This window comes from Streptomyces sp. NPDC048349 (assembly GCF_040651925.1).
GTDB lineage: Bacteria > Actinomycetota > Actinomycetes > Streptomycetales > Streptomycetaceae > Streptomyces.
In genome coordinates, this window is record NZ_JBEZLA010000011.1 from 1 (window position 1) to 23,781 (window position 23,781).

Sequence of the window (23,781 nt, forward strand, 5' to 3'; positions counted from 1 at the left end):
GACTGGGCCTTCGTCCCCTTCTTCCCGGACAGCCGCAGACCCTGCGGGTGTGACTTGGACACCACCGAGCCGTCGGGGGCGTTGGTGAGGTCCACATCTACGTCACGCCACTGGCCAGCCGCGTCCTTGAAGCGAATGGGACCAGCAGCTACCTCAGACGTCAGCGAGCCGTCCTTGTTGACCCACGTGGTGGTCGTCTCTGTTCGTTCGGACAAAGCCTCGACCCGCTTGCCCGACAGACGGGCGGCCACGCGCGCGGAGGCAATGTCCGCAGCCGCCGTTGCGTCCGCCGTACCGGCGTTGGCTGACGGCGCGGCTATCGCCGGCTCGGCACCCTGCAGCATCGAGACCGACATGACGACGGCAAGCCCGGCTGCGGTGAGCCCGAGGCTGGCCGAAGTACCTGGTCGAGAGCGCCTCCATGGCGTTCTCGACTTGCTTACGAGATTCACAATCCCCCCAGGGAATGTTCCTAAGCGCTCGAGGTTCATAGCGCAGTCAAAACATACGACCAGAGGCAGTGGCCAAATCTGACATATCATTAGGTATGCGGCATGGAACTGACTAAGCGTTACCTAACGGTGAGGTAGAACATGAGTAACCGTCTGGCCATGTCCGCATCAAGATGAATCCAGATGGGCTAATGGGTGAACTTGCTCTGCAGGCGGCCGCCGTTTCAATGAAGCCAGCGGCTGAGCAGGCAGAAGCTCGGCCAGGAACGAACCAGCGCAGCGGCGGAGTTCGCGGAGGAGCTGGCCCCGTCTACTCGACGTAGCAGCGGTCCGGACATGCCGTCGTCGCCCGAGTGACACGTCTACGGCAGCCAGTTCGGCCGGTCACGGGCCGCGGCGGCCGGCATCACGATCGGCCTCCTTCGCCACCATCCCCTGGTCCAGGGGCTGCACCCACATGGGACTGGCGCCTGAACCTGCATCAGGGGACAAATGGCTGGCATGGCGGACTTCCCCTGTCGGGGACCCGCCCCTGCACCAGGGGATGCACGGCAGTGGCGGCCCTGAGCGATGCCCGTGAGGAGCCCGAGACCCCGCAATCGCACGCCGAGATGACGCTCCGCGACGGCTCCCAAGATCTGTGCCAGACCCGAGAACCGACAACGCCTGCGCTCAACGTGGAGGGATAGCGTCGAGCGCTCGTACGGGTCCGTGCGAAGATCGCGACGTGAACGATCTGCACTTCCGCCTCGCCGACGACGCCGACCTCGCCACTCTCGTTCGTCTGCGCGACGACGCTGCCCGCTGGATGCTCGCCGAGGGAATCACCGGCCAGTGGCAGCCCGGCCAGCTGGACGAGGACCACTTCCGCAAGACCATGGCGAATGGTGAGGTCTGGCTCGCCGAGGCCGATGGCCGCGTGGCCGGAGCCTGGGAAGTGTGGTGGGAAGACGAGGATGCTTGGGGACCGCAGCCGCCGGTGGCCGGCTATGTGCATCGGCTGATGGTGGACCGCAGCAGCGCCAAGCCGGGGACGGGGCGTTCTCTGCTGCGTGCTGCGGAGCGCCGCGTTGCTGCGGCGGGGCGAGCGTTCGTGCGTCTGGACTGCCTGGCTGGCAACGCGCGCCTGAACGCCTACTACCTGGAGGCCGGTTACCGGGTCGTCGGCCACAAAGCAGGCAAGCCGCAGCCGGGCGGTGCACCCAAGTCGTTCACGCTCCTCGAGAAGACTTGTGGGCCGACAGCGGGCGGCTGAGCAACTGTGGCCAGGGGGCACGCCCGCTGAGGCGGACGATGGTGGTCGACGTCAGTCTGCGGCTGCGTCCTGGACTTGGGCGGCCCGGGTGCTGGCGAGCCGGTAGGACTCCGTGCCGGTCTCCATAAGGTTCCCGCCGAAGCCGAGCCGGTCGACGATCGCCGCACAGAGCCGCGGATCGGTGAACGTCCCGGTCCACCCCTCCGAACGACTCATTGACGGCGATGGCAACGCTGTTCTTCCCGTTGGGGTGAGCAGCAGGTTCAGGCGGTGACTCCCCCACCTTCACTGCCGATGTGATACGCACCACTGTCCGGCTGCTTCGGGTCGGGCATGCCCGATCATGACCGGATGGACGCTCGTTTCCTTGGCATCCCTGAGCTGGTCGAAGCCCCGCCCGTGGCAGTCGTAGTCGATGTCATGCGTGCTTTCACGGTGGCCGCCTGGGCCTTTGGCCAAGGAGCGGAGAAGATCGTTCTTGCTGAGTCGCTGGACGAAGCCCTGGCGCTCAAGGCTCGCCACCCGGATTGGGTGGCGCTCAAAGACGGTCCGCCTGCACCTGGGTTCGACACCGTCAACTCGCCGGGCCTGCTGCAGTCTATTGACCTTGGCGGACGGACCGTTGTGCAGAAAACCACGGCAGGGACAGTCGGCGCCCTCGCGGTCAAGGATGCGTCACTGGTGCTGTGTGCCGGCTTCGTGGTGGCGGAGGCAACGGCTCGGCTCTTGCGGACACGCAAGAGTGACAGGGTCACGTTCGTAGTCACTGGCGAGGATGGGCAGGCCGATGAAGACCTGGCGTGCGCTCAATACATCGCTCGGAGGGCCACCGAAGCTGGGACGGATGCAGCTGAGTTCCTCCGCCGCGCTGCAGAGTCGCGCGCCGCCGCCGAGCTGGCGGGCGGTGTGCGTCAAGGAGTCCATCCTGACGACGTCGCACTCTGTCTTGAGCTTGACCGGTTCCCCTTTGCCATGGTGGCGACCTTGGAAGACTCACTCATGACCCTCCGTCCGTGCGGCGTACCTTCGCTGCCCGACGAGACTCCGATCTGATCGCTGGCCAGCTCTCGCCATGCCAGAGCCAGCATCCGGGCAACGGGGGTCAGTTCGTAGGCCCACGCCGCACAGGGAGCACAGCCGAGTCCCTGGCTGCTGCGCGGCGTCCAGGGCACGCTCCAGGGTCAGCACCAGTATCCCGGCAGAGGGAGGTTGCCCGTGGCTTCGAGAATTGGGCCGGACGGCCGGGCCGACGACGTGGCGTCTCGGTGGCGCGCCTGATATCGGCAGACCGCCGGGGGTTCAGATAACGTGCAGCACCCCCGATCGCGGCCAGAGCCACCGCGGGGATCGCACCCACGACCTCATGCCACATTTGTCTTCTCCCCGTTCTGCCGAGCTGCGACCAGTGCGAGCCCGCCGATCCCGATGACGAGCCATCCGCCGGACGCCGGTTGGAGCGCGGCTATCAGTGCACCCATAGCCAGCAGCCAAAAACCGAGTTGGCGCGGAAGGCTGCCTACAGTCCGCAAGATCCACTGGGTGAGCGTGCCCAACGCGGCGAGCGCCAGGCCGCAGACCGTGAACCACAGCACCAAGGCCCGGTCGTCGTGGGAGCCGACCGCGCCGATGACGCCGGCCTTCGTGATGTCGCCCCAGACGCTGAACGCGCCGACGACGGCGACGATCGAGTGCATCCCGGCGGCGACGAGCAGCAGTCTCGGAACCCACCTCAGCAGGCCGCTCGCAGCTGGCATCGGGGATTCCGAATGGACCGAAAGAGTCATGATGCTGGTTCCTTTCAAGGGATCCGGCGTATCAACCGATTTCCGGTTGGTTGGACGACAACAAGAGTTCGTACATGGCGACGACCTCGGCCGGCGGTAGCGGCGGCGTCAGATGCCCGGCCCCGATGAGGACCACGTACAGCAACTTCGCCATGCGCTCCGGATCGGCGAAGCCGGCCTGCTCGCACAAGGTCCGCAGGTACGCGGTCCTGGTCTCGTCGACGCGCGCCTGGACGGCTTTGGCCTCAGGGTCCTGCTTGGCCCAGGCCCGCATGGCGATCTCCAGCTCCGGGCCGTCCCGCAAGGCCACCTTCAGCAGGAGCCGTTCCAGCTTTTCCCGCCCGGATCCGGCGTCGGACCGCTCGACGGCCTCGATGATCGCGGCGGTGAACCCGGCTTCGAAGTACGCGAGCAGGCTCGTCCGGTACTTCGGCACCGAGCCGAAGTGGTGGTAGAAGGAGCCTTTGGTCTTGCCGAGGCGCTCGCAGAGCCGCTCGAGCGTCAGTGCTTGGGCGCCCTGTTCCGCGAGCAGGGCGAGGCCCTCCGCCAGCCACGGTTCCTTACCGGTGTCCGTCATCATCCGCTCCGTACCATACTGTTTTGTATGGAGAATGTAGCAGGCTTCAGCGCCCCGCCAAGGGGGGGCTCCGGCTACACAGCCGAGCGTGACTTGGCCTGCTCCGTCACAAAGCCTCTGCCGGAACCCCGTATCTGGTGGCCGAACGGCACCTGCGGCCGGTCGGCAAGGACTGCCTGGTCGCCTTCGGCGGCAACCTCTACTCGGTGCCGGCCCGCAAGGTCCGACCCCGTCAGCTGGTGGAGATCTGGGCCACGCAATCGCAGGTCATGCTGCATTCCACCATCGCGGACGCCAACGGTGAGACGCTGCTGGCCACCCACCCGCGGGCGATCGGCCGCGGGGCCCGCGTCGGGAGAAGAGTCCGCATGCCGACAACTCCTCCCGCGCGATCCGCGGGCACCTGCATCGACGCGGCATCCGTGCGGTCATCCCGCAGCCCGCCCACCACATCGGCCACCGCCTGCGGCGAGGCCGCGCCGGAGGCCGGCCGCCCGGCTCCGACGCCGAGACATATAAGGAGCGCAATTCCGTCGAGCGGTGCATCGCCCGACTCAAGCAGTGGCGCGTCCTCGCCATGCGGACGGACAAGCTCGCCATCGCCTACCAGGCCGCACTCCACCTTGCTGCCATCCTCACCTGGACCCGGCGCTGAGCCAGGCTCCGAAGGATTCGTCAGGTCAACCCATGCACGACGAGCCGGTTCTGTTCTCTGTCAACGATGCCGGCCAAGACGTTTGCCTCCCGCCGGTCCCCACCGAAGAGATGCCGGTCGTGGCTGTCGATCACCTCAGAGATGCCCCGGGTCTCGATCATGTCCGACCACGCGTCCAGGTTCCGGCCGAACCACTCCGGCAGCCCGCACGGCTCACTCACCGCATCCCAGAAGTCGTTGAGTGTCGCGATCAGCCGACCACGCAGGTCAACGACCAGCTCGCTATCCGTCATCGCAGCAGACTGACCAGCCCCCACCACGAGGCACTCACTGGTCAAAGAGACCGGCTCTAGACTAGTCGCCCGGCCGCGAGATAGCGGAAGGAACGGCCTTGCCGGGCAGAGCGAACGGCGGGCACCGTTCATTCGCCCGCGGCGTCCTCAGCCTCCCAGCGAAGCAGGTCGCCTGGCTGGCACGTGAGTACCTCGCAGAGCGCGGCGAGCGTCGCAAAGCGCACCGCCTTGGCGCGGCCGTTCTTGAGTACCGCCAGGTTGGCGGGCGTGATCCCCACGCGGTCCGCGAGCTCGCCCACGGACATCTTCCGCCGCGCCATCATCACGTCGATGTCGACGACGATCGGCATCAGATCACCTCGTCCAACTCGGCTTGCATCTGCGCCGCTTCGACGTCGCGGGCGACGGCTTGGGCGAGCAGCATCCGCAGCATGAGCACGATGAGCGCGACTCCCAGGATAGCCACGCCGATCCCGCCCATGATGAGGGTGACGCCCGGGTCGTCCCTCTGGCCGGGCGCATTGATGGCCGTGACCGCGAACCACACCAGGGCAGCTGCAACGATCGCGCCGATGATGCCGTCCACGTATCGGAAGGCGGCGTGAGAGAACACGGTTCCGCATCGCACCATCGTTGCCAGTCGCCATACGCAGATCAGGGCGACCTGGGCCGTCCCGATGCCCAGGATCGTGATCACGCGTAGCGGGGTCAGTGGGAGTGACCCGTCCTCCGGGTCGTTCCCACTGACCAGCGCCCACACCATCAAGACCTGTACGAACACCGTGCCGGTGAGCACCACCACGAGCACAGCACGCAGCGCGAACACTGTCAGCTTTCCCATGCCCCGTCCTTCCATCGAGTTACGACTGGAATCTATCGAATCTCGATAGATTCAACAAGGGCTGGGCTGGAGGGGTGAGCGGTGGTTTCGCGCCATGAACGTGATGCCGCCGCCCACCCCTGCGGCGTGGCGCGATGCGAAGAATTTCGATCTCGCCGAAGTCGACCTCGCTCATACTCCAGTGAGACTTCGTGTCCTGAGCTGGCTTCTGTCGCTATCCGGATCATGGTGGGGATGGATGCCGAGGCGTGGGCGGCGGAGCTGGGGGCTGTGTTCGCTCGGGTGGCGGGTCGGTTTCCCCGGGTGGATCTGCGGTGGCGGATGCGGGGGTATCTGCGTGGTCTGCTGGCTCCGGTGACAGTGTGGGGACGCCGCCACCCCGGTCTCCACCGGTGGCGGTGGAGACCGGGGTGGCGGCCTGAAGCCGAGCTCGTCGGCACCCACCACCTGGAGGATCAGCGGTTCACCAACTTGGTGCAGTCAACAGACCAGCCACGGTATCCGGGCAGGTAGCCCACTGGTCATGACCTTGACCAGGTCGGGAAAACCGGTCCCGGACCAGCGACCCGCGGTGGGTCTGCACCAACACCCGGCGCCCTGCCACGACGTTGCGTGTCGTTGTCACGCGGGCCCACGCCGCGCAGGCTCACCTTGCCCGGACCACGGGAGCCCGAGACCCCCAGCAAAACGGAATCCATCATTCACATCGGCTGAACGATCCGGGAACTGCAACGTCACCCTCTCCCCCGCCGACGCCGGCGCACCGCCGGCGGTAGATGGCATCCGACTGGCCGGACGCCGGAACCAGCTATGCGCTCTGGGTCAGCAGACCGGCGTCGATGACCTCAGCGATAAGGGTGGCGCCGCGGCTGTTCTGGTGGATGTGGTCGGTCGTGAGCACGAGACCTCGCCGCCGCGAGATCGTGTCGAGGCTGCGGCGCAGCACTGCGTGCTGGACGAGGACGCCGGCGACCGCCGCGGGCGTCACCTCCCGGTATGGAATCGGCGGCGGGTCCGCTTGGCGCAGTTCCCCGAGCTGGCGTTCGTGGAGCGGAAGGTAGGCCACCTCGTTGGTGGCTGCGACCTCGGCGATCATCTGGCTGTATGCCTGCGATGCCTGTGCCGCTGCGCCATCGAGTTGTTGTCCGAGCACGGGTAGCGACAGCAGAGCGATCGTCGCGTCGGTCTCCGCTCGCAGCCGTGCGACGACGGCCCCCAGGCACTGTTGGAACCAGCCGGCTGACGGGCGATCCGGGAGTTGTTTGCGCTTCATGGCCTGCTCGACGGGGTAGCCGGCAAGGCTTGCTCGGGCGTCGTTAGTCCCGATCAACACGGTGACCACATCGGGCGGGTCCGCAACGACGGCATCGAGGCGCTGCAAGAGGTTGTAGGCGAAGTCGCCGTTGGCGCCGAAACGGGCAAGCTGCACGTCACCGGGAGGGTGACGTCGTCCGAGAAGATCCAGGTAGTCGACGCTGAACTGCGCGCGGGTGAGGCTGTCCCCGAGGCACGCGATGCGTGTCGTCACGGCGCTTCCTCCAGGCCGGGCGTGCCGATGCGTTCGGTCGGGCGGGTGTCGGTCCGAGGACGGTGGTCAGTGCCGAGGCTCGCGGTGATGGCCAGGATGGACGTCGGTCCCTCCATGTCGACCACGTGCCATACCCCGGCCGGGTTGATGGTGGCCTCGCCCGGCCCGAGCAGAACACGGTCGGGCACCCCGTCCACGTCGCGGGTGACCGTCACAGCCCCGCTGAGGCAAACGACCAGTTCGTCGCCTGCAGGGTGGCTTTCCCAATGGTCACCCGGGCCGTCACCGTCGAAGATCATCACCATCCGGCCCTCGGCGCCATCTGCCGCGACCGCGGCGCTGTAGGCCTGGAGCACCTCCGGGTCCCAGGCGAAGCCCTCGACGGGTTTCGCTCTCGATCCCAGTCCGAGGTGCACGGGGGTGGTCCGCAGGTCCATGGCATTGCGTGCGTCGTTGACGAGTCTCATACCGACGATCGTCCACGGCAGCGATCGGGCGGTCTTGAAGAAAAGGGAAGAGAAGCCGACGCGACGGGCGGACGGTTGGCTACTCCCCGGCTCCGAGGAGGATTTCGCTGCGACGCCAGGCCGTCGGCGATCGGCCCGTGAACTCACGCCAGTCCCGCACGAGATGGGCCTGGTCGGCGTAGCCGGAGACGGCTGCCACATCGGCCCACGGGAGCGGGTCGCGCGCCGCCGCCAGTTCGTGCGCGTGCTCGAAGCGCAAGACTCGGGCGAAGGTCTTCGGCGACAGACCCACCTCACCGCGAAATCGCTCGGTGAGGTACCGACGGCTCCAGCCGAGTTCCGTGGCGACCGCACCAACCTGGACGCAACCCCGCGCGCCGACGAGGCGGCGCCACGCCTCGCCTACCTCGGGGCGCACCCGGCTCAAACGGTCGCCGCCGGCGCCACGGCCGACAGCTCGGAGGAGCAATTCGTCCAGCGCCGCGAACCGCGCCGCCCATGTCGTCGCCGCTCGGAGCCGGTCGACCAGCTCGACGCCAAGCGCTCCGAGAAGCTCGTCAAGTGGGACCAGTCGGTGGGCGAGCTCGGCGGCGGGCATGCCGTAGATGGCCCGGGCCCCGAGCGGGGTCAGCGATACCTGCACACCATGCTGGCGCCCGTCGTGGTGGATCGCGACGGACCGGCACATCAGACCGCCGGCCACACTGCTGAATCCGGTCACCGGTGACCCGTCGTCAACGCCTGCCGCCACCTCCAAAGGGTCTGACAGGCTGATCACCGCAGTGAGCGCGCGGCTCGGCGGGCCGCAGTGCACCCCCGCCGGGATCCCGCGGAGGTCGAAACCGATATACGAGTCGACGTACTGCCGCAATGCGGGCGCCGGACGTGCACCGATCCCGGTGGCCGTATGGTCCTCCATTTTCGTCAGTGTACGAGCCTCTTGTCGCGGCGGCGGACCTCGGTCCAGCCGCGCCGAGGGCCTGTAGGGCTGGTTCATGCCCTTGGCCACGATGCCTTGTGCACAATCGGCCACTGACCATATGCCTAGCGCCATGGTCGTGAACGCGTGGCGAGTGCGGGCCACGGCGGAGGACTTCGACCTCCCTCCAGACGGACTTCCCTTCGATGTACGGCTGCTGACGGCGAACCGGGCAGAGTGGTTGCGCGAGGCAGGCCTGGAGGCAGGCACGCCGTTCCTCATCTCGCCGGTGTTCGAATACGACGTCGTCCTGAACCGCTTCTTTCAATCGCCGGGTATGCGGATGCACGCGGTGAACGCCAGTTCGGCTACGCCCGGGACCTGGCGGCGCTCCTGACCTTCCCGTGGGTATCGCGGCGCGGTAGGGGCTGGCGGGACGCGGCCGAGGAGGACCACCTCGCTTACCTGGCCTGGCGGCGCCGGGACGGCGACGGGCCGCGCATCGCCGGGTCGACGTGGAACCGCGAAGTGGCGGGGGTCGACGCTTTCTACAGGTGGGCGGTGCGTGCCGGGCACGTACCGACGAGCCCGATCCAGCAGGTGGCCAGGCGCCTGCGGATTGGCGCGCAGCTGTCGCGCCGGACGGCGGACGAGCAGCGGCCGGCGACGTACGCGCGGGATACCGGGGCCGTGCGGGTGGAGTGGCTGCCGCCGGTCTCCTACCGGGTGTGGCGCGCACCGGGTTCACCGGCTCCGTCGTGACCGACCCGGCCCGCCTGCGCCGCGTCTTGGCCCGCCACGACCCCGAGGTCTACCCCGGCACCTACGTCACCTGCGTCTTCAACCCGGAAAAGGCACTGTGTCGACCCCGCTCCGCCCCCGAAGGCCGAGCGGGTCCAGTCCCGCACGACTGCCAACCGCTGGAATGCCGAACGTCGCGCTGACCGCCGACAACACCACCACCCTTGCCGCCGAGGCCGACCGCATCGACCACCGACTCCGCGCCAGCCCGTCCTCCCACCTCTGCTGAACGCCGGCCTGGCTCGGCGCCGCGACGCGAGCCACGCCTTTCTCACCGCCAACAGGGCTGCCCAGTGACCGCCCACCGTGACCCACTGCCGAGCCGCACCGACGTCCACGCCGCCATCGACAGCCTGACGTCCGGGACGGGCCGACGTCCGAGCGTGTTGGCCCTCGCCACTCGCCTCGGCCTCGCCAACACGACCTTCCGCCGCAACTACCCAGACATCCGTGCTGAGCTCGCCGCCATCGCGCGCACGCCAAGCGGCGCGCCCGCAGCCGACGCCCACAGCAAGGTCCAGGCCAACAACGCCCTGCTGCGACGGGACAACCGCGACCTCGCCGAACAGCTCGAACTCGCCATGGCCGCCATCCAACGCCTGAGCATCGACAACGGTCTCCTGCGCGCCGCCCTTCACGATGCCCGCGCTGCCACCCCACTGCCCCGCCGCCCCGGATGACCGACTCCGTCGCCACCAACCAGGTGCGCCAGCGAGCTGTCGTCCTGGGCCAGCTGAGGTCTGTCGGTGGGGGCCGATACCTTCACCGTCCATGACGACACATTCCAAGCCGCTGACGGCGATGTTGACCGACCCCATGGGCGGAAGCCTGGGTCTTAGCCTGCCGCCGGGCTCACTCGTGACCGAGACCAACGATGGTCCTTGGCCTGAGCCGCTGCTCTGGGTGGCCGAAGGGGTGGCAGCGCCCGGTACGTGGGCCGAGTACGTGCCGGCCCGGGACGTGGGACTGCAGCCTGTACTTCTCCAGGATGAATCCGGTATCGAGGAGTGGTGGGACGGCGCGCTGGATCCCGGCATGATATCGGACCCCGGCGGCCATCATGCCGAGGAGGTCCTCAAGGACTTTTGGGAGTCTGCAGCATCGGAAACCGAGGAGAACGAAGACGACGAGGACGCGGGCGAGACAATAGCCCCGTTCACCGGTAGCTGGCCTGGGCTTGCGCCGCCAGGGAGGACAGCGGCAGATCCGGACACTACTGCCGCGGACGTGGCCAAGGCTTTGGTCGGGCACTCGCTCAAGAGCCCTCGGCTGGCGTTGGTCCCGGTGGGCCGGGCTGCGGACCTCCTCGCGGCAATTGGCTGGTCAGGGCCGGTCAACTACGAAAACGATGTGGCCCGGCTGTGTGCCGTTCTCCGTTCCTGGGAGGACCGTTTCGGAGTCCGGGTGGTTGCCCTGTCGTACGCGCGGCTGGACCTGTCGGTAGCAGCCCCTCCCCAGACGCTGGATGAAGCTCTCGCGGTCGCCGCGGAGCACTTTGCGTTTTGCCCTGACAACATCTGGCAGGGGTACGAAAGCATCCGCGTCTACGCGGAGGAAGCTCTGGTGGGTAACCCCCACTGGACGTTTTGGTGGGACTGAAAGCCGACCCGCGTCGGTTCGGCGGGCTGCCATCATGCTCAGATGGCCCACGACATAGTGTTCTTCCTCGCCGCCGACGACAAGACCGCTGCTGCGACGCGCCCGCGGGGACCTGGCGAGGCTTTTGAGTCAGTGACCTGCCGTTTCATTGAGCCGGACAGTGCCATCGCCGAATGGGACATCTACTTCGAGGAGCCTTCGGCCGATGCCCCGCCGGTTGAGCAGCTCCTTGGGTGGGCGTGGCCAGAGTGGGTCACTGCCCCCTTGAACGACGGCGTCGAGGTGTTCGCTCTGCCGCAGCGGTTGACCCGGGCGCTGGCCAACGCGAGTCCCGCCGAGCTGGAAGAGCTTGCAGCCCGCTGGACCACGCGCCTCCGATCCGAGGACGGAGACGACATGACCGACGACGACCTGCTGGCTGTCCTGCAAGGCGTTGCCCGCCTCGCAGCGTCAGCGGTGAATACGGGTGGCGGCCTCTACAGCTGGAGCTTCTGACCGTCCCTCCGCGAGGGGCGCTCGTTCTTGACGCCGCTGCACGCCAGGAGCTCGGCCCCGGTCGCGTCGAAGTACAGGGTGAAGAACCAGGACCGGTCTGCAGCGACGATGTTGCCCGTACGCAGTTGCTCCTCGCAGTGCCGAGCACGGAGGATCTCAACGGTCTCGTCGAGGCCGAGGGTTGTCAGGCCGATTTTCAACGACCGCCTCAGCCTTGTCGCAGCGACGCCAAGGACCATCCACTGTGGCGGCTGTCCGCCGTAGAGCATGACCTCGCCGTCGGCGGCGATGGCGTCGCGCGCTGCCTTGCAGGCACTGGTCTGGCCTTTGAGCATCGCGGTGATGTCGCGCTGGCTTGGATTCTCGTCTTCGGTGGCCACGCGGCGACTGTAGAGACCGAACACAGGCGTTGCCACAGGATTCGGCGTGACCTGCGCAGGACTTTGAGACATCGGCGGTCGTGACTGGTAGAGCTGGAGACCGGCATGTCAACGATCAAGTATTTCCCCGCGATCTGCATGATCAGCGTCAGGTACCTCCCACCCTGGCGGTCACGATTCTCCAGGGGGACGCTGCCCGTTGAGGGTGCTCGTAACAAAAAACTGCCGGAGTAATGCCGAGATGATCTGGTATCCGACCGACCGCGAGGAAAAGCCGTTGGCTGTCGGTGTTCCCTGCTGGAACGATCCTGGGATGACCGACCACCGTGACGCCGTCCTCCGCCTGTGGGGTCGCCAGCTCTACGAGCGTCAGGGCGAGCCCCTCGCCTGGGCGGAGGCGGTCCTGGAGGCCACCGGTCGCCCGCCGACCGCCGTCACCGCGGCGATGTCCGGCCGACTCGACGCCCTCGCTGACTCCCCATCGGACCGCGCATGGCTGCTGTTCCGTACGGTCGCCAAGCTGGCCGCGAACCTGCGGGGCGACGGCCGCTACGACGCGGACGTCGGCACCCGAATCGGCCCACTGGCCCTGTGGCTGGGCGAGGTCGAACCACCGCTCGCCGGCCCGCTCGGGGACGCACTCGGCCACCCGCCGGACGGGCCGACATCCCTCGTCACCGTCCACGCCGCCGAGTTGAGCTGGAACCGCACGATCCGGCTGCGGGCGATCGATGCCCTGCTGGAGTGGGCCGAGCTCGGCCATCCGCAGGCCCGGGCGGCCCTGTCCGAGGTCGCCTCCGACCACCAAACGCGGGATGTCACCGTTTGGACCAAGGCACTCAACCGGATCGCCCTGTTCGGCGACGCGAGCCTCGAACCGGGCCTACTGCGCGCACTCGCCGACACCGGGCACCGCGGGGTGCGGTGGTCGGCGCTCGCCTGTGCCGAACTCGGCTTCCGCCGGGCCGTTCCGCTGATCACCGCCCTGCTGGAGCATCCCGATCCGATGGTCCGCGAGGGTGCCTGCGAGGCGCTCGGCCTCCTTGAGGAACACGCCGCCGTTCCCGCCCTGACGGCCCGGCTGAACGACGAGACCACCCGGGTACGCAGCAGGGCCGCCCTGGCGCTCGGCCAAATCGGCGGCGACCGGGCACTCGCTGTGCTCTGGCAGGCCATGATGGAACGCCGGAACTCGAAGGCCGGCCATCTCGCCTCAGCGATCGCTGCCTTCGGCCCGGCGGTGGTGGACGACCTGATCGCCCTCACCACCGATCCCGACCCGGACCTCCGAGCACTGGCCTGTCGCGCTCTCGGCTCCACCGCCGACGACCGGGCCCTGCCGGCACTGGAACGCCTCGCCGCCCACGACCTCGCCAGAACCACCCTCGGCGGCCTCGTGGCAACCGCCGCCAAGCAGGGACTGCGGACCGCGCACCGCATTCGCGCGCGCACCGCATCGACCTGAGCTCGACGCTGACCGTCGACACGGCAACATAGCGGTCAATCGGTCAATGCCAAACCTGGCTGCAAGATGCCTTCGACCCCGGACACATCCGTCCAGGACTCCAGCCATTCGCGCGCCGTGGCCAGGACGGTGGTCATCGGGCACAGGTCCACGGGGCCGGCAGACCGTGCCCGGTGAACGCCTCCTCGAGGAGTGCCCTGCACTCCAGGTACGGGCGCGGCAGCTGGCGAGGAACAGGGCGAGGTCACGCACGATGGCCAGTGCGGCGTCGATGGTGCCGTTGGTGCGGGGCAGCATTCCGGCACGCCGGGATCACTGACGCGAGCGGATCATGAAGTCGAAGAAGGCCTCCACCAAAGGTCGCAGGGGGTCGGGGACCGCGAGGACCCGGCGTTGCCGGCGGCCGGCCGCGAGCCGCTCGGCCTGGTGTCGGCGTACTACCTAACCTCCCCAACCGCGTGCGGATGAACGTCCCCAGCTATGTCGTGTGCGGGAGCACGGCCGAGTCAGCCCCTGACGATGCAGAAGGGATGACCAGCTGGATCGGTGAGGACCCGCCACCTGTCCTCATGAGGCTGGTGATCCGACTTGCCTGCGCCAAGCTCCAGCAGCCGGGCCTCCGCCTCGTCCAGGTCCGCAACGTCGAAGCAAAGGTGAAGCTGCTGGGGAACGGCCTGATCAGGCCAGGTCGGCGCACGGTAGTCGTCGACTCGTTGAAAGCCGATGAGGAGTCCATCCTCACGGTTGAGACCGGCAAAGTCGGCGTCCGACTTCGGGTGGGGTTCAAGGCCGGTGGCCTGCTGATAGAACGCTGCCAGAGCCAGTGGATCAGGGCAATCGAGTGTTATCGCGCTCAACTTCATCTGCAAGGGCATGACACCTCCGAGCCGATCAACAGACTTTCCCGATGCCCACCCTAAGAGGTACTGCCCCGGTCGGTTTCACGAAGTGGCCTGTCAGGCCACGTCAGTGTCCCGTTCGATGGCCTTGAGTCGGTTCTTGAGCCGGTGGCTTGGTCCGTTGATGGAGATGACGTCACAGTGGTACAGGAGGCGGTCGAGGGTGGCGGTGGCGAGGACCTCGTCAGCGAGCACCTGTCCCCATTCGCTGAAGATCTTGTTCGAAGCGAGGATGCTCGATCCTTTTTCATACCGTTTTGAGATGACCTGGGAGACCAGGTTCGCTTCGCCGCGTTCGAGGATCTCGTAACCCACCTCGTCGACCACGAGAACGCCCGGCCGCAGGTAAGTGCCCAGCTAGTTGGCCAGGCGCCCGGCTGCTTCGGCGGCCTTGAGGTTGCGGACCATGTCGTCGAGGCTGGTGAAGTAGACCGAGTAGCCGGCCCGGCAGGCCGCGACGGCCAGAGCGACGGCGATATGCGTCTTGCCCACCCCGGGCGTACCCAGGAGAGCGGCGTTCGCCTTAGCTTCGACGAACGAGAGGGTGGCGAAGTCTTTGCCCTTGCGCGGGTCGAGGTCAGGCTGGAACGAAAAGTCGTACTCATCGAGCGTTTTGTGGTGCGGCAGCCGCGAAAGTCGCAGGCCCTGGCGGAAGCGGCGGTCGTCGCGGACGGCCAGTTCCTCCGAGAGGACCAGGTCGAGGAAGTCGAGGTAGCCCATCTTCGCCTCGTCCGCCCGGCGGGTGAACTCGTTGATGGTTTCCGCGAGGTGGGGCAGGCCGAGCTTGCCGGCCGTGGTGCGGATGCGGTTGCCGGTCAGCTCGCTCAAGACGATTCCTTCGTCGCTCGATGGGTGGTGAACGGGCGGGCGCCGGTCAGTCCGTCATAGACCGACAACGGTCGGCGCCCGACCTCGATCCGGGTGGCCGCGGCCCGGTTCAGCAGGGCCTGCAGCGGTCCGGTCTCCTCGCCCCGTGGCCGTTCGCGGCGAGGCTGGACCGGGACGTCGCCAGTAGTGGTGCGGCGTCCCTTGCCGGGGGCAGGCCGCGCCAATGGGACTCGTCGACGACGCGGGTACCGCGTCCGATCGCCCGGGGATGCGCGGGTCCGTATGCCTCGTCAGGGCGGACTGATATGTTCCGGCCATGGGTGCTGGGGTGATGGGGAGCGGTGCGCGATCGGACATGACGTGGCCCGCGCGGGCCACGCCTGCACGGGCCGCGGATTGGGTGCTGCGTCCTGCGCTGGCAGCGGACATTGAGGTGATCGCGGAGTTGCGGGCCACGGTCATGCGTGCGGACTTGGAACGCCTTGGGCGCTACGACGAGCACCGGGTACGGCAGCGGCTGCGGGACTCTTTCTGTCCGCAGCACACGTCGATCATCGTGATCGACGGTGAACTGGCAGGTTGCGTCACGGTCCGGCCCGCCGAAGGCAGGGAGTGGCTGGAGCACTTCTACCTTGCTCCGCACTGTCAGGGCCGAGGGCTCGGATCCGCTGTGCTGCGCACGGTGCTGGAGCGGACGGACGCGCACGGCATGACGGTGGGTTTGAATGTCTTGCAGGGCAGTGCTGCCCGTGGGCTCTACGAGCGCCACGGATTCGTCGTGGAGGCCCAGGATCCGATCGATGTTTTCATGATGCGCCTGCCGGGGGCGATGGCGAGCGCTCCTGCGAAAGCATGACCACCTCTCAACGGTGCGAGAGACTGCCGTCTCGTGACCTGACAGCGCCCGCACGGGTTCTTGGCGTATGACCAAGAAGTGGGCCCGTACGGCGGCCTTGCCCCATCTGCTTTCTGCGGCGTCTCGCGTACGCATCTCGGCGATTTGATCCAGGAGCACCTCGACGACATCGGCCAGGCGGGCGCCGACCCGGCCCGCGAGGGCGAGACCGATCGCGGCCAGTGGATAACTCAAGCGCTCGATCCGCTGTCCGTGCCCTCGGGTTAGGCCGGTTATCGGTTCGACGAACGTGCGGCGTCCACGCTCGGCGTTCCTGCCAATGAAGTGGCGGATCGGCAACTGGAGTACGACGCCTCGTTCCAGCCCGCAGGTAGAAACCGTGAACCCGCGCGGACACGCTCCGCGACCCAGGCACCAGGCGCCTGCGGCAGTGCGCCGCAGATCAACACGCACTATCGCGGGAGCAGCAACTCCTCCAGCCCGCGCAAGTTCTCATCCACAGCCCCGAACTGTAGGCCCAGTCACAACTGATTGGGAATGAACTGACACGGATTCATGCTCGAAACAGGGCTGGTCAGGACATCAACGAGCGCCTCGGCCAGCTCACCCACTCGGCGGCGTCGAGCCGGTCGCGGCCCGCCTTCTGGTTGCCGCTCCAGATCCCGGTGCCCGTTCTCGGTCCCGTCGCGGGCCATGACGACGGCGCGAGTGGCCTCAAGGCCCGTCTGGAACGCTGCGCCGAGCTGGCGGATGGACTTGGTCCCGGCGGGCTTGGCGCCGCTGGCACATAGTGGACTGACATGGGGCGGACCGGCAGGAAGGGTCGATCGTTGTCACGAGCTCTCGTAAATCATGGCAAGGATCGTGGCAGCTAGGAGCCAGACCACGAGAAGGACGACAAAAACGATTCCGGTAACCCTGAGCCATTGTTGTCCGCGACCTGATTGTTCGACACGCCAAGTGGTCGGATAGGAGATTGACCCTCGTCGAGCTGCCGCATCGAGATTCAAGCTAAGCTTTCGAATACCTGCGGCGAGAAATGCAAATAGCGCAACCACAAACAATGCCAAAACGACATCTCCACCTACAGAGCTACCGCCAGGTGCTAGCCATTGAGCGATTTTTCGGGCCCACGCCAGCACGAGGAGGTTCAGCCATGCGAAGGAAACCCAGTACACAGCGCGCGTGGTGTTCGCTGCAGGCCCAGCCAGCGGCTGTAGCAGGAGAAGCCGTCGGAGTGTGGGCCGCTGGAGCTTCTCTGGAGTTTCCTCCCCTGCTTTTTCGGCGACTTGGTAGCAGCGTTGCAGCCACTCTTCAGCCTCTTGCGTACGAGCTGTTCCGGGCTCGAGTAGTTGCCTTGCCTGGATCCAGTTGGTGATGAACTGCACCTCGAGCCCGGCCTTCTCCAGGCGAATTCTGTAGCGGTGCTCAAAATCTCGCTTTCGTCGGTAGTCTTTGAACATGAGACCTGCAGCGCCGATTGCAGCAGTGCTGCAGGCGGTGACAACCGGGACCACGATCTCCGCGTAGTTGTTCGCAGGCATGATCCGAGTTTCGCGGGGTGGTCTCCACCAGGTTTGGGAGCCATACCACTGTGTCACTCCAAAGGGATGAAGAAACGGTTCTTTCGATCCATTTGGCAGGTCCATCCCTTGCTCGTGAAGGCCGCCAGCTCACCGTTCCAATTCGCGCCGCCGCTCCGGTCAGGATTTGCCTCTGCCGTGCAGCTCCAGTCACGGAAGTCGGCCAGTCCGCATGCTCGATGCCTGTCACTCGAGGCCGCGGGCAGACAAGAAGTCCAGCAGGACACAGATGTCGGTGGCGTCGTTTCACTTCGTCTCGCGCTCCAGCGCCCGGAATTCCCGTGAACGGACGGAGTCCAGCAGGCCCGGTCGGTCGAACCGACTGGCAGTGCCCCTGGCCACTGGACAGGCAACGCCACTACCGCCTCCTCGCCGAACTGGTCGAGGCCGTCGAAGCGCTACCCGAGTTCCAGCCAAGCGTGCTCTTCGAAGCGACGACCCTCTCGCCCCGAGCGGGACCTCACCCTTGGCGGCCTCCCGGCCGGGGAGCTCTGCGTCGTGCTGAACGTGGCCGCGACCAAGACCACGCGCCCCGGTTGCCTGACCGTCCACGGGCACGGAGCCGCGCCTACGGACGCGGGCAGCCTCAACACGTTGCCCGACTTCATCGTCCCGCACCACGTCATGACTCCGTCCGAAGACGGCAAGGGGCGGACCGGGTCAGACCTGGAGTGGCCTGTGCGGTCTTCACCGTTGTCACCAGGGCCCTTTCGACCTCATAGCGGTTCTGTCCAGTCGCCTTCGCCTACTCGGTGACCGCGTCGTGCACCGCCGCCGCGGATTCCAGCCACGGCCGCCACCCCTCCGCGCTGTACGGGCCGGCCGTCGCGCGGGCCCGGCCTGATCGGCCGCACGCCGGAGCTGGACCAGCTCGTCGTTCAGTTCGATGGCCACCGCGAGATCCCAAGGTCTGGATCGGCCCGGCCCGTCGGCGCCGCGCCATGTCGTGTGCCAGGGCGGCTGGTACCTCTCCGCCGGTACTCAGCCACCCGCCGTCCGCCCCCATGGGGAGCATCCTCCAGCATCACGTCCAGGCCCAGCCGCTTGAACCGGAGCGGGTGACGGAAGGCATCCTCCCGAGTCCACCGCCCCATCAGCATGTGCCGCCGCCGCCCCCACCGCTGGACGTTCTCTCGATCCCGCAGGAGAGACGGCGCGCGGCCACTGAGCAAACCGACGGCGCCACCCCCGGCGCCGTCGCGGGCTGCCCCCCAGCACCAGGCTCCGCAATGGGGGCCGCGACCGTGTTTCCCCGTGGTCGGCATCGTCCGGCGCTCAGGATCCGAAGACACGGAGCACACGGGGTGCGTTGGGGAGCTCTTCCGGGACGGTGGCGATGCCGGTCAGGGGCATCAGGTACCCGCTGGCGCAATCGCCGGGCTGCTGATGGTCGATCTCCCAGTCCCAGCCGGCCGGAAACGCGAGGGAACTCGTGGCATAGAGCGGCTTGCGGCAGGACCGACACCAGTAGAACGACCGGCCCATCACGCCACCGCCCCCTCACACGGACTCAGCGCGCGGGCGGCGGCGTAATCGGCGGGCCCACGTCGCGCAGGCTGACATTGTCCGGACCACGGGAGCCCGTGACCGCAGCAAAACGGAACCCATCATTCACATCGGCTGAAACGATCCGCCAGCCGCAACGTCACCCTCCGAGACAAAGTCGCCCTCCCCCCGGCGCTCCATCCCAGGACTTCCATGACGTTGCCCTCAGGCGGACGGTGATTCCCGCAGCGGCGGGTCTCACGCACCGCGCGGCCCGGTGCGTGGGATCGTGCTGGTGTCCGCGGTAGGGGTCCTTGGTCCGTCTGTTGCGTCGTCGCGCTGCCGGCCTCGGGCTCGGCCACGCTGGAACGGCCGTCGCCCTGTCCCGCCCGGGCCGTGGCCGCCGCGGCCGTCGCCGCGCTGGTAGGCGACTTGGTGGGGTGCGGGCTCCGAGTCGGACGTGGACTACTCCGGCACCCTGGACCGCCCCGAGACACCGCGCTCCTAGCGATGACCGACCTGGCGGGAACGCACGGCAAGGGGCAATTCACCCTGTGGGTCGGGAAGTGCGCGGATAAGGGCACATGCGCCTTCGACTATCGATCTCGAGTCACCGTGCGGGGCGCGATCGATCAACTGACCAACCATCAAAGGGACGCGTTCCAGATGGCTTTGGGCCTGGCGTCAGCGGCTCCGTGCCCGAAGGTCCCCCGAACTCGGAGAGGCGACACAAGGGGCCAAAGGAGCGTTCCGCCCACTGTGGGTCACGAAAGCATAACTGAGAAGTGCGGCTTGGTCATATGTCGGTGGCGGCATGTAGCCGTCCCCTTACGCTCCTTCCCATGCGGCGGCGGTGCACCATCGAGCCGCTTGACTGGGGGGTCGCGGTGACGCTGTACGGACGGGCGGCGGTGCTCGATGACGTCGTGCCTTCATTGGTGGGGCTCGAGTCGCAGGGGACCGCCCGGCTGCGGATACCGGGCGGGCGTCCGCTGCTGATCGAGTGCGGCGGCGGGCGGCTCACCGGCAAGACCGCGCTGCTGAAGGAGCTTTCGAAGCGGTACGCGCAGCGCATACCGCAGGCGTACGCCGACCTCGGGGCGGCGGACTTCGGCCAGCCGGGGCTCGCCTCCCTGGCCGACGAGACCACGGCGAACGCCTCGCGCACCTCGGACCTGCTCTTCTACCTGATGGACGGGTTGAGCCGGAAGCCGAACGAGTTCGCCGGGAAGTTGTCCTTCCCCCGGCTCACCCAGGGGCTGCTCGCGGTCACCAGCTGGCAGTCCGAGAGCGTCCAGCCCGCCGAGCTGCAGGCCGCCCGTCGCCGCCTCGCGGGGCTGTTACGGGAGAGCCAGCCCGACCTCCAGGCGCGCAACCAGCGGGTGTCGGGCTGGATCGGACAGGTCACCCAGGGCATCACCGCCGCAGCGGGGCTGGGACCCGGGGTGAGCGAACTCGTCGGGCCGCTCACCGACATCGTCACCACCGAACTGCTCGGCCCGCGCGCCAACAAGCAGGGCCTGGGTTGGTGGGCCGGTCGTCGGGTCGGCCCCCAGGGGGACGGACACGCCCAGTTGACCGATCTCGCCATGTGTTTCCGCGGCGACGGGGGCGACCGGCGGCGGGCGGAGCACCACTTGGTGGCCGCCCTCCTGGAGGACATGGCCGACCACTACACCTGGATGCGCCTGAAGAACCGGGTGCCGCGCCCGCTGCTGCTCCTGGACAACGTCCACACCCCGCTGGGTGTGACGGTCCTGGACGCGCTGACCCGCGCCTGGCACGACGAGCCCACGCGGACGCACCCCGGCGTCGTCGCGGCGGCCCTCGCCCAGGAGCCCGCCGTGCCCGACACCGAGGGCACCGCCCCGTCGACGAGGAGTGCGGCGGGCCCGTACTGGCGGCAGGACCGGCCGCAGACGGCGGCCGGCTGGGTGCTGAGGCTGCCGATGGCACAGCTCGACCTCGACGAGGTCAAGGAGATGTTCGGCGACGACCGTCCGGAGCCCGACACCGCCCACGTGATCCACCGGCTCAGCGCCGGGCGCGCCGGGATAGCCCACGCCCTGGTGCTGTCCGTCCGGCAGAAGATCGGCCTCCGTGAGCCCGTCGACCACGGCGCGCTGCTCGACCTGCCGCTCGACCTGCCGCTCGACGACGGACCGACGCTGCCCGTGTACGAACGGCTGCTCCGGCTCCTGGTCCCCGACGGGGAGGCCCGGGCCCGCCTCGCCGCCTACACCCCGGCGCTCGACGACGCGGCCGCCCACGCACTCGATGCCGACCACGTGCCGCACGGAGCCGACGGACAGCCCGTGGCGGCGACCGGCAGAGTTCCAGTGGCGCAGACCAAGCGCCTGTTGCGGAAGGACTGTTGGAGCCATCACCCCTGGCCGGGCACCGGCGGGCCCTTCGTCGGTGATCCCACCCTGCGGGCCCTGCTCGTACACGACCTCCGCACCCGCACCGGCGTGGCGCCCGGAGGCGGGGACTGGCGGGGCAGCCACCGGCGGCTGCGCCTCCTGTACGCGCCGGGCGCCGCCGACCCGCGCGAAGCCTGCTACTTGCACCACTCGCTCGCGATCGGCGACACCGACGTCGTCGTGCGCGCCCTGCACCGCCGCCTGGCCGAGCAGGACGCGCCGGGGTGGCTCGCCACTCTCAACCTGGTCTGCGCCGCACCGCATCCCCCGGAGCACCCGGCCGTCCCGGCTGCGGATCCCGTGGAAGACCGGCTCGCGGCCGACAACGACCCGGTGCGCCAGGCCGTGCAGCTCCTCGTCCTCAACCTGTGGCGGCAGTCGCACCCCCTCGCGCACCCCGACCCGAGGAAGGTCAACGCAGTCCGGCTGCAGCTGCTCACCCTGGCCCAGAACAGCGCCGTCGGCCCCCAGGAGGTCTTCTACCAGGCCTACGAGGAGTGGCCCCGGTTTCTGAACCGCTGGATCCAGGCACCCGATCTGCCGACCTACGGAGAGCACCGCCCATGACACTTTGGCCCGCCGGACCGCTGAACCGCGCCCTGCTCATCGCCTCCGTCGCCGTCGTCCTGGCAACCGGCGGCTACGTTTCCTACGACCAGTGGCTCGCCGAGGACCCGGCCTGCGCCCCCGGCGTGGCGAAGCGGGGCCCGCGGCACGAGTGCGTCGGCGTCACCGACGGCGGCTACGTATTCGCCCCGTCGCTGAAGCAGGTCACCGACCGCATCAAGGCGGAGAACGACAGCGTCGCCGGGAAGTCGCCCGCCACGATCGCCCTGATGATCCCCATGATCTCCGACAGCCAAGCAGAGCAGCAGGAATACGTCGAGCAGGTGCAGGGCGCCTATCTGGCCCAGTACCGCGCCAATCACCAGGCCAACGGCAAGCAGCCGCCCATCCGGCTGGTGCTCGCCAACCCCGGCCGGGGGTACAAGGAGTGGCGTACCGTCGCCGACCAGCTCGCGCGGGCCGCGGCCGACAAGAAGGACAACCTGCGCGCCGTCGCCGGCATCAACATCAGCATCACCGAGACCGAGGAGGCGGTCCGCTACCTCACCAAGGACAAGGGGATCCCGGTCGTCGCGGGCCCCATGACCGCGGACGACATCAAGAACACCGCAGCCGACCCGCACCGCTACCCGGGCCTGGCCCGGATCGCCCCCGGCAACACCGACCAGGCCGACGCCCTCGCCTCGTACGGGTCGGACATAAAGCCCGCAGAGACGCTGGTGGTCGAGGACATCCGCGAGGGCGACAACTACCTGGCCAGCCTGCGCCAGACCTTCGAAAAGCTGGCCGAGGGCGCGCCCAACGCCCCGGAGACCTTCCGGTCGCCGCCCGACTCCAACGACGAGGGCAACCTCGCCAATGACTTCCACCAGATGGTGCCGGACATCTGCTCCTCCGACGCGAAGACCATCTACTTCGCCGGCCGTCCGGTGCAACTGCGACTGTTCCTTGTCGAGTTGAGCAACCGTAAGTGCAACAAGCCCTACACCGTCATCAGCGGCTCGCACGCCTCCACCCTGACGGTCGACGAGAAGTTCGCAGACCAGTGGGGCGCCCTCACCAATGGCGCCGGCATCACCCTGCGCTACCCGGGCCTGGCCCACCCCGATGCCTGGGGGGAGCGAAGCACGACGCCGACCGGCGGCTCCAAGGCGGCGCTGAAGGAGCTGACCGACCTGGTCCAGAAGCTCGGCACCAAGGAACCCGACTCGATCGGCCCCGCCAACCTCTTCGACGGCCGCGTCATCATCACCTACGACTCGGTCTCCACCGCCATCGCGGGCATCCGCAACGACGCCGTGGGCAGCGTGAAGATGCCGTCCCTCTCCGAGGTCGCCGACAGCTGGCTGCGGCTGCACGGCAACAACCGGGTCGAGGGCGCCAGCGGCTGGATCTGCCTCGACCAGTACGGCAACCCGTACAACAAGGCCGTCTCCATCGTCCATCTCGACCCGACGACCAAGACCGCCGTCTTCGACGGCATCGCGTGGCCCGCGGGCCGCGCGCCCGACCTCAACTGCTCCATCCCCAACTGAGCCGACGACAGGCCCCGTCCCTCCCGACGCGCCCGACGGGCCCTACCTGCAGCTTCTGCAATCGGTGCTACAGGCCTCACTTCACTGACCTTGT

At 67.9% G+C, this 23,781-nt stretch carries 24 protein-coding genes and 5 pseudogenes; 14 read left to right on the top strand and 15 right to left on the bottom strand.

Going from position 1 to position 23,781, the window contains the following annotated elements; genetic code table 11:
• On the bottom strand, positions 1-356 hold a 356-nt coding region (locus AB0D44_RS08905; RefSeq protein ID WP_362586614.1), incomplete at its 3' end, for a hypothetical protein.
• 823 nt (positions 357-1,179) lie between these two features.
• On the opposite strand from AB0D44_RS08905, the gene AB0D44_RS08910 reads away from it, so the two are divergent.
• Positions 1,180-1,707 carry a GNAT family N-acetyltransferase gene (locus AB0D44_RS08910; protein ID WP_362586617.1) on the top strand — a complete coding sequence of 176 codons (528 nt, stop codon included), beginning with the start codon at positions 1,180-1,182 and terminating at the stop codon, positions 1,705-1,707.
• A 51-nt stretch (positions 1,708-1,758) separates the two neighbouring features.
• On the opposite strand, the pseudogene AB0D44_RS08915 reads toward AB0D44_RS08910, so the two are convergent.
• A pseudogene (locus tag AB0D44_RS08915) lies at positions 1,759-1,948 on the bottom strand (ATP-binding protein); the annotation flags it as partial.
• A gap of 110 nt (positions 1,949-2,058) precedes the next feature.
• Here AB0D44_RS08915 and AB0D44_RS08920 point away from each other — a divergent pair.
• Complete coding sequence (locus AB0D44_RS08920; protein ID WP_362586620.1) at positions 2,059-2,760, top strand: 2-phosphosulfolactate phosphatase; 702 nt, start codon at positions 2,059-2,061, stop codon at positions 2,758-2,760.
• A gap of 308 nt (positions 2,761-3,068) precedes the next feature.
• Here AB0D44_RS08920 and AB0D44_RS08925 read toward each other — a convergent pair whose 3' ends face one another.
• Together AB0D44_RS08925 and AB0D44_RS08930 are read right to left on the bottom strand one after the other, a co-directional pair.
• The gene (locus AB0D44_RS08925) at positions 3,069-3,461 is read right to left on the bottom strand and encodes a DUF6463 family protein (RefSeq protein WP_362586622.1); all 393 of its coding nucleotides are present in this window, start codon (positions 3,459-3,461) and stop codon (positions 3,069-3,071) included.
• Positions 3,462-3,522: 61 nt separating this feature from the next.
• Positions 3,523-4,068, bottom strand: coding sequence for a helix-turn-helix domain-containing protein (locus AB0D44_RS08930; RefSeq protein WP_362586625.1), 546 nt, complete (start codon positions 4,066-4,068; stop codon positions 3,523-3,525).
• A gap of 125 nt (positions 4,069-4,193) precedes the next feature.
• On the opposite strand from AB0D44_RS08930, the pseudogene AB0D44_RS08935 reads away from it, so the two are divergent.
• Together AB0D44_RS08935 and AB0D44_RS08940 are read left to right on the top strand one after the other, a co-directional pair.
• A pseudogene (locus AB0D44_RS08935) lies at positions 4,194-4,421 on the top strand (IS21 family transposase); the annotation flags it as partial.
• 26 nt (positions 4,422-4,447) lie between these two features.
• Positions 4,448-4,723, top strand: a pseudogene (locus AB0D44_RS08940) (transposase); the annotation flags it as partial.
• Between the two features lie 20 nt (positions 4,724-4,743).
• Here AB0D44_RS08940 and AB0D44_RS08945 read toward each other — a convergent pair.
• From AB0D44_RS08945 to AB0D44_RS08970, 6 genes are all read right to left on the bottom strand, one after another.
• Positions 4,744-5,016, bottom strand: coding sequence for a barstar family protein (locus tag AB0D44_RS08945; RefSeq protein WP_362586628.1), 273 nt, complete (start codon positions 5,014-5,016; stop codon positions 4,744-4,746).
• A gap of 128 nt (positions 5,017-5,144) precedes the next feature.
• Positions 5,145-5,366, bottom strand: a complete 222-nt coding sequence (locus tag AB0D44_RS08950) for a helix-turn-helix transcriptional regulator (protein WP_362586631.1) — start codon at positions 5,364-5,366, stop codon at positions 5,145-5,147.
• A complete protein-coding gene (locus AB0D44_RS08955; protein ID WP_362586634.1) occupies positions 5,366-5,857 on the bottom strand; it encodes a DUF2975 domain-containing protein in 492 nt (163 codons plus the stop codon). Before AB0D44_RS08955 ends, AB0D44_RS08950 begins: the two co-directional genes overlap by 1 nt.
• Positions 5,858-6,665: 808 nt before the next feature.
• A complete protein-coding gene (locus tag AB0D44_RS08960) occupies positions 6,666-7,385 on the bottom strand; it encodes a GDSL-type esterase/lipase family protein (RefSeq protein WP_362586636.1) in 720 nt (239 codons plus the stop codon).
• Positions 7,382-7,852, bottom strand: coding sequence for a cupin domain-containing protein (locus AB0D44_RS08965; RefSeq protein WP_362586638.1), 471 nt, complete (start codon positions 7,850-7,852; stop codon positions 7,382-7,384). Before AB0D44_RS08965 ends, AB0D44_RS08960 begins: the two co-directional genes overlap by 4 nt.
• Positions 7,853-7,931: 79 nt before the next feature.
• A complete protein-coding gene (locus tag AB0D44_RS08970) occupies positions 7,932-8,771 on the bottom strand; it encodes a helix-turn-helix domain-containing protein (protein WP_362586641.1) in 840 nt (279 codons plus the stop codon).
• Between the two features lie 133 nt (positions 8,772-8,904).
• Here AB0D44_RS08970 and AB0D44_RS08975 point away from each other — a divergent pair, with 133 nt between their 5' ends.
• The 5 genes from AB0D44_RS08975 to AB0D44_RS08995 all read left to right on the top strand — a co-directional run bounded on the left by AB0D44_RS08975 (position 8,905) and on the right by AB0D44_RS08995 (position 11,666).
• Positions 8,905-9,168, top strand: coding sequence for a hypothetical protein (locus tag AB0D44_RS08975; protein WP_362586954.1), 264 nt, complete (start codon positions 8,905-8,907; stop codon positions 9,166-9,168).
• Positions 9,165-9,533: a site-specific integrase gene (locus AB0D44_RS08980; protein WP_362586942.1), complete on the top strand. Its 369-nt coding sequence runs from the start codon at positions 9,165-9,167 to the stop codon at positions 9,531-9,533. Before AB0D44_RS08975 ends, AB0D44_RS08980 begins: the two co-directional genes overlap by 4 nt.
• Before the next feature lie 332 nt (positions 9,534-9,865).
• Positions 9,866-10,252: a hypothetical protein gene (locus AB0D44_RS08985; RefSeq protein ID WP_362586644.1), complete on the top strand. Its 387-nt coding sequence runs from the start codon at positions 9,866-9,868 to the stop codon at positions 10,250-10,252.
• 91 nt (positions 10,253-10,343) lie between these two features.
• Positions 10,344-11,171: a DUF4253 domain-containing protein gene (locus tag AB0D44_RS08990; protein ID WP_362586646.1), complete on the top strand. Its 828-nt coding sequence runs from the start codon at positions 10,344-10,346 to the stop codon at positions 11,169-11,171.
• Positions 11,172-11,213: 42 nt separating this feature from the next.
• Positions 11,214-11,666 (top strand): hypothetical protein, encoded by a 453-nt coding sequence (locus tag AB0D44_RS08995; RefSeq protein WP_362586649.1) that lies wholly within the window; start codon positions 11,214-11,216, stop codon positions 11,664-11,666.
• On the opposite strand, the gene AB0D44_RS09000 is transcribed toward AB0D44_RS08995, so the two are convergent.
• Positions 11,648-12,046 (bottom strand): hypothetical protein, encoded by a 399-nt coding sequence (locus AB0D44_RS09000; RefSeq protein WP_362586651.1) that lies wholly within the window; start codon positions 12,044-12,046, stop codon positions 11,648-11,650. The two genes, AB0D44_RS08995 and AB0D44_RS09000, sit on opposite strands and share 19 nt — an antisense overlap.
• 313 nt (positions 12,047-12,359) lie before the next feature.
• Between AB0D44_RS09000 and AB0D44_RS09005 the strand changes: the two genes are divergently transcribed.
• Complete coding sequence (locus AB0D44_RS09005) at positions 12,360-13,511, top strand: HEAT repeat domain-containing protein (RefSeq protein WP_362586654.1); 1,152 nt, start codon at positions 12,360-12,362, stop codon at positions 13,509-13,511.
• 506 nt (positions 13,512-14,017) lie between these two features.
• Here the strand turns inward: AB0D44_RS09005 and AB0D44_RS09010 are convergent.
• The 3 genes and pseudogenes from AB0D44_RS09010 to AB0D44_RS09020 form a co-directional block, all read right to left on the bottom strand.
• The gene (locus tag AB0D44_RS09010) at positions 14,018-14,386 is read right to left on the bottom strand and encodes a VOC family protein (protein ID WP_362586657.1); all 369 of its coding nucleotides are present in this window, start codon (positions 14,384-14,386) and stop codon (positions 14,018-14,020) included.
• Between the two features lie 81 nt (positions 14,387-14,467).
• Positions 14,468-15,238, bottom strand: a pseudogene (gene istB / locus AB0D44_RS09015) (IS21-like element helper ATPase IstB).
• Positions 15,235-15,509: pseudogene (locus AB0D44_RS09020) on the bottom strand (IS21 family transposase); the annotation flags it as partial. The pseudogenes istB and AB0D44_RS09020, both read right to left, overlap by 4 nt.
• An 84-nt stretch (positions 15,510-15,593) precedes the next feature.
• Here AB0D44_RS09020 and AB0D44_RS09025 point away from each other — a divergent pair.
• Both AB0D44_RS09025 and AB0D44_RS09030 read left to right on the top strand, forming a co-directional pair.
• Positions 15,594-16,094: a GNAT family N-acetyltransferase gene (locus AB0D44_RS09025; RefSeq protein ID WP_362586660.1), complete on the top strand. Its 501-nt coding sequence runs from the start codon at positions 15,594-15,596 to the stop codon at positions 16,092-16,094.
• A 78-nt stretch (positions 16,095-16,172) separates the two neighbouring features.
• Complete coding sequence (locus AB0D44_RS09030) at positions 16,173-16,361, top strand: hypothetical protein (RefSeq protein ID WP_362586663.1); 189 nt, start codon at positions 16,173-16,175, stop codon at positions 16,359-16,361.
• 566 nt (positions 16,362-16,927) lie between these two features.
• Here the strand turns inward: AB0D44_RS09030 and AB0D44_RS09035 are convergent.
• Positions 16,928-17,638: a hypothetical protein gene (locus tag AB0D44_RS09035; protein WP_362586666.1), complete on the bottom strand. Its 711-nt coding sequence runs from the start codon at positions 17,636-17,638 to the stop codon at positions 16,928-16,930.
• 2,366 nt (positions 17,639-20,004) lie between these two features.
• Here AB0D44_RS09035 and AB0D44_RS09040 point away from each other — a divergent pair.
• Positions 20,005-22,152, top strand: a complete 2,148-nt coding sequence (locus AB0D44_RS09040) for a hypothetical protein (RefSeq protein ID WP_362586669.1) — start codon at positions 20,005-20,007, stop codon at positions 22,150-22,152.
• Positions 22,149-23,687, top strand: a complete 1,539-nt coding sequence (locus AB0D44_RS09045; protein ID WP_362586672.1) for an ABC transporter substrate-binding protein — start codon at positions 22,149-22,151, stop codon at positions 23,685-23,687. Before AB0D44_RS09040 ends, AB0D44_RS09045 begins: the two co-directional genes overlap by 4 nt.
• Positions 23,688-23,781 lie beyond the last annotated feature (94 nt).

Excerpts from the sequence above, each read along its gene's own strand:
- AB0D44_RS08920 (WP_362586620.1), top strand. The coding sequence starts at position 2,059 with ATGGACGCTCGTTTCCTTGGCATCCCTGAGCTGGTCGAAGCCCCGCCC.
- AB0D44_RS08925 (WP_362586622.1), bottom strand. The coding sequence starts at position 3,461 with ATGCCAGCTGCGAGCGGCCTGCTGAGGTGGGTTCCGAGACTGCTGCTC.
- AB0D44_RS08930 (WP_362586625.1), bottom strand. The coding sequence starts at position 4,068 with ATGACGGACACCGGTAAGGAACCGTGGCTGGCGGAGGGCCTCGCCCTG.
- AB0D44_RS08945 (WP_362586628.1), bottom strand. The coding sequence starts at position 5,016 with ATGACGGATAGCGAGCTGGTCGTTGACCTGCGTGGTCGGCTGATCGCG.
- AB0D44_RS08950 (WP_362586631.1), bottom strand. The coding sequence starts at position 5,366 with ATGCCGATCGTCGTCGACATCGACGTGATGATGGCGCGGCGGAAGATG.
- AB0D44_RS08955 (WP_362586634.1), bottom strand. The coding sequence starts at position 5,857 with ATGGGAAAGCTGACAGTGTTCGCGCTGCGTGCTGTGCTCGTGGTGGTG.
- AB0D44_RS08965 (WP_362586638.1), bottom strand. The coding sequence starts at position 7,852 with ATGAGACTCGTCAACGACGCACGCAATGCCATGGACCTGCGGACCACC.
- AB0D44_RS08970 (WP_362586641.1), bottom strand. The coding sequence starts at position 8,771 with ATGGAGGACCATACGGCCACCGGGATCGGTGCACGTCCGGCGCCCGCA.
- AB0D44_RS08975 (WP_362586954.1), top strand. The coding sequence starts at position 8,905 with ATGGTCGTGAACGCGTGGCGAGTGCGGGCCACGGCGGAGGACTTCGAC.
- AB0D44_RS08990 (WP_362586646.1), top strand. The coding sequence starts at position 10,344 with ATGACGACACATTCCAAGCCGCTGACGGCGATGTTGACCGACCCCATG.
- AB0D44_RS08995 (WP_362586649.1), top strand. The coding sequence starts at position 11,214 with ATGGCCCACGACATAGTGTTCTTCCTCGCCGCCGACGACAAGACCGCT.
- AB0D44_RS09005 (WP_362586654.1), top strand. The coding sequence starts at position 12,360 with ATGACCGACCACCGTGACGCCGTCCTCCGCCTGTGGGGTCGCCAGCTC.
- AB0D44_RS09010 (WP_362586657.1), bottom strand. The coding sequence starts at position 14,386 with ATGCCCTTGCAGATGAAGTTGAGCGCGATAACACTCGATTGCCCTGAT.
- AB0D44_RS09025 (WP_362586660.1), top strand. The coding sequence starts at position 15,594 with ATGACGTGGCCCGCGCGGGCCACGCCTGCACGGGCCGCGGATTGGGTG.
- AB0D44_RS09035 (WP_362586666.1), bottom strand. The coding sequence starts at position 17,638 with ATGCCTGCGAACAACTACGCGGAGATCGTGGTCCCGGTTGTCACCGCC.
- AB0D44_RS09040 (WP_362586669.1), top strand. The coding sequence starts at position 20,005 with ATGCGGCGGCGGTGCACCATCGAGCCGCTTGACTGGGGGGTCGCGGTG.
- AB0D44_RS09045 (WP_362586672.1), top strand. The coding sequence starts at position 22,149 with ATGACACTTTGGCCCGCCGGACCGCTGAACCGCGCCCTGCTCATCGCC.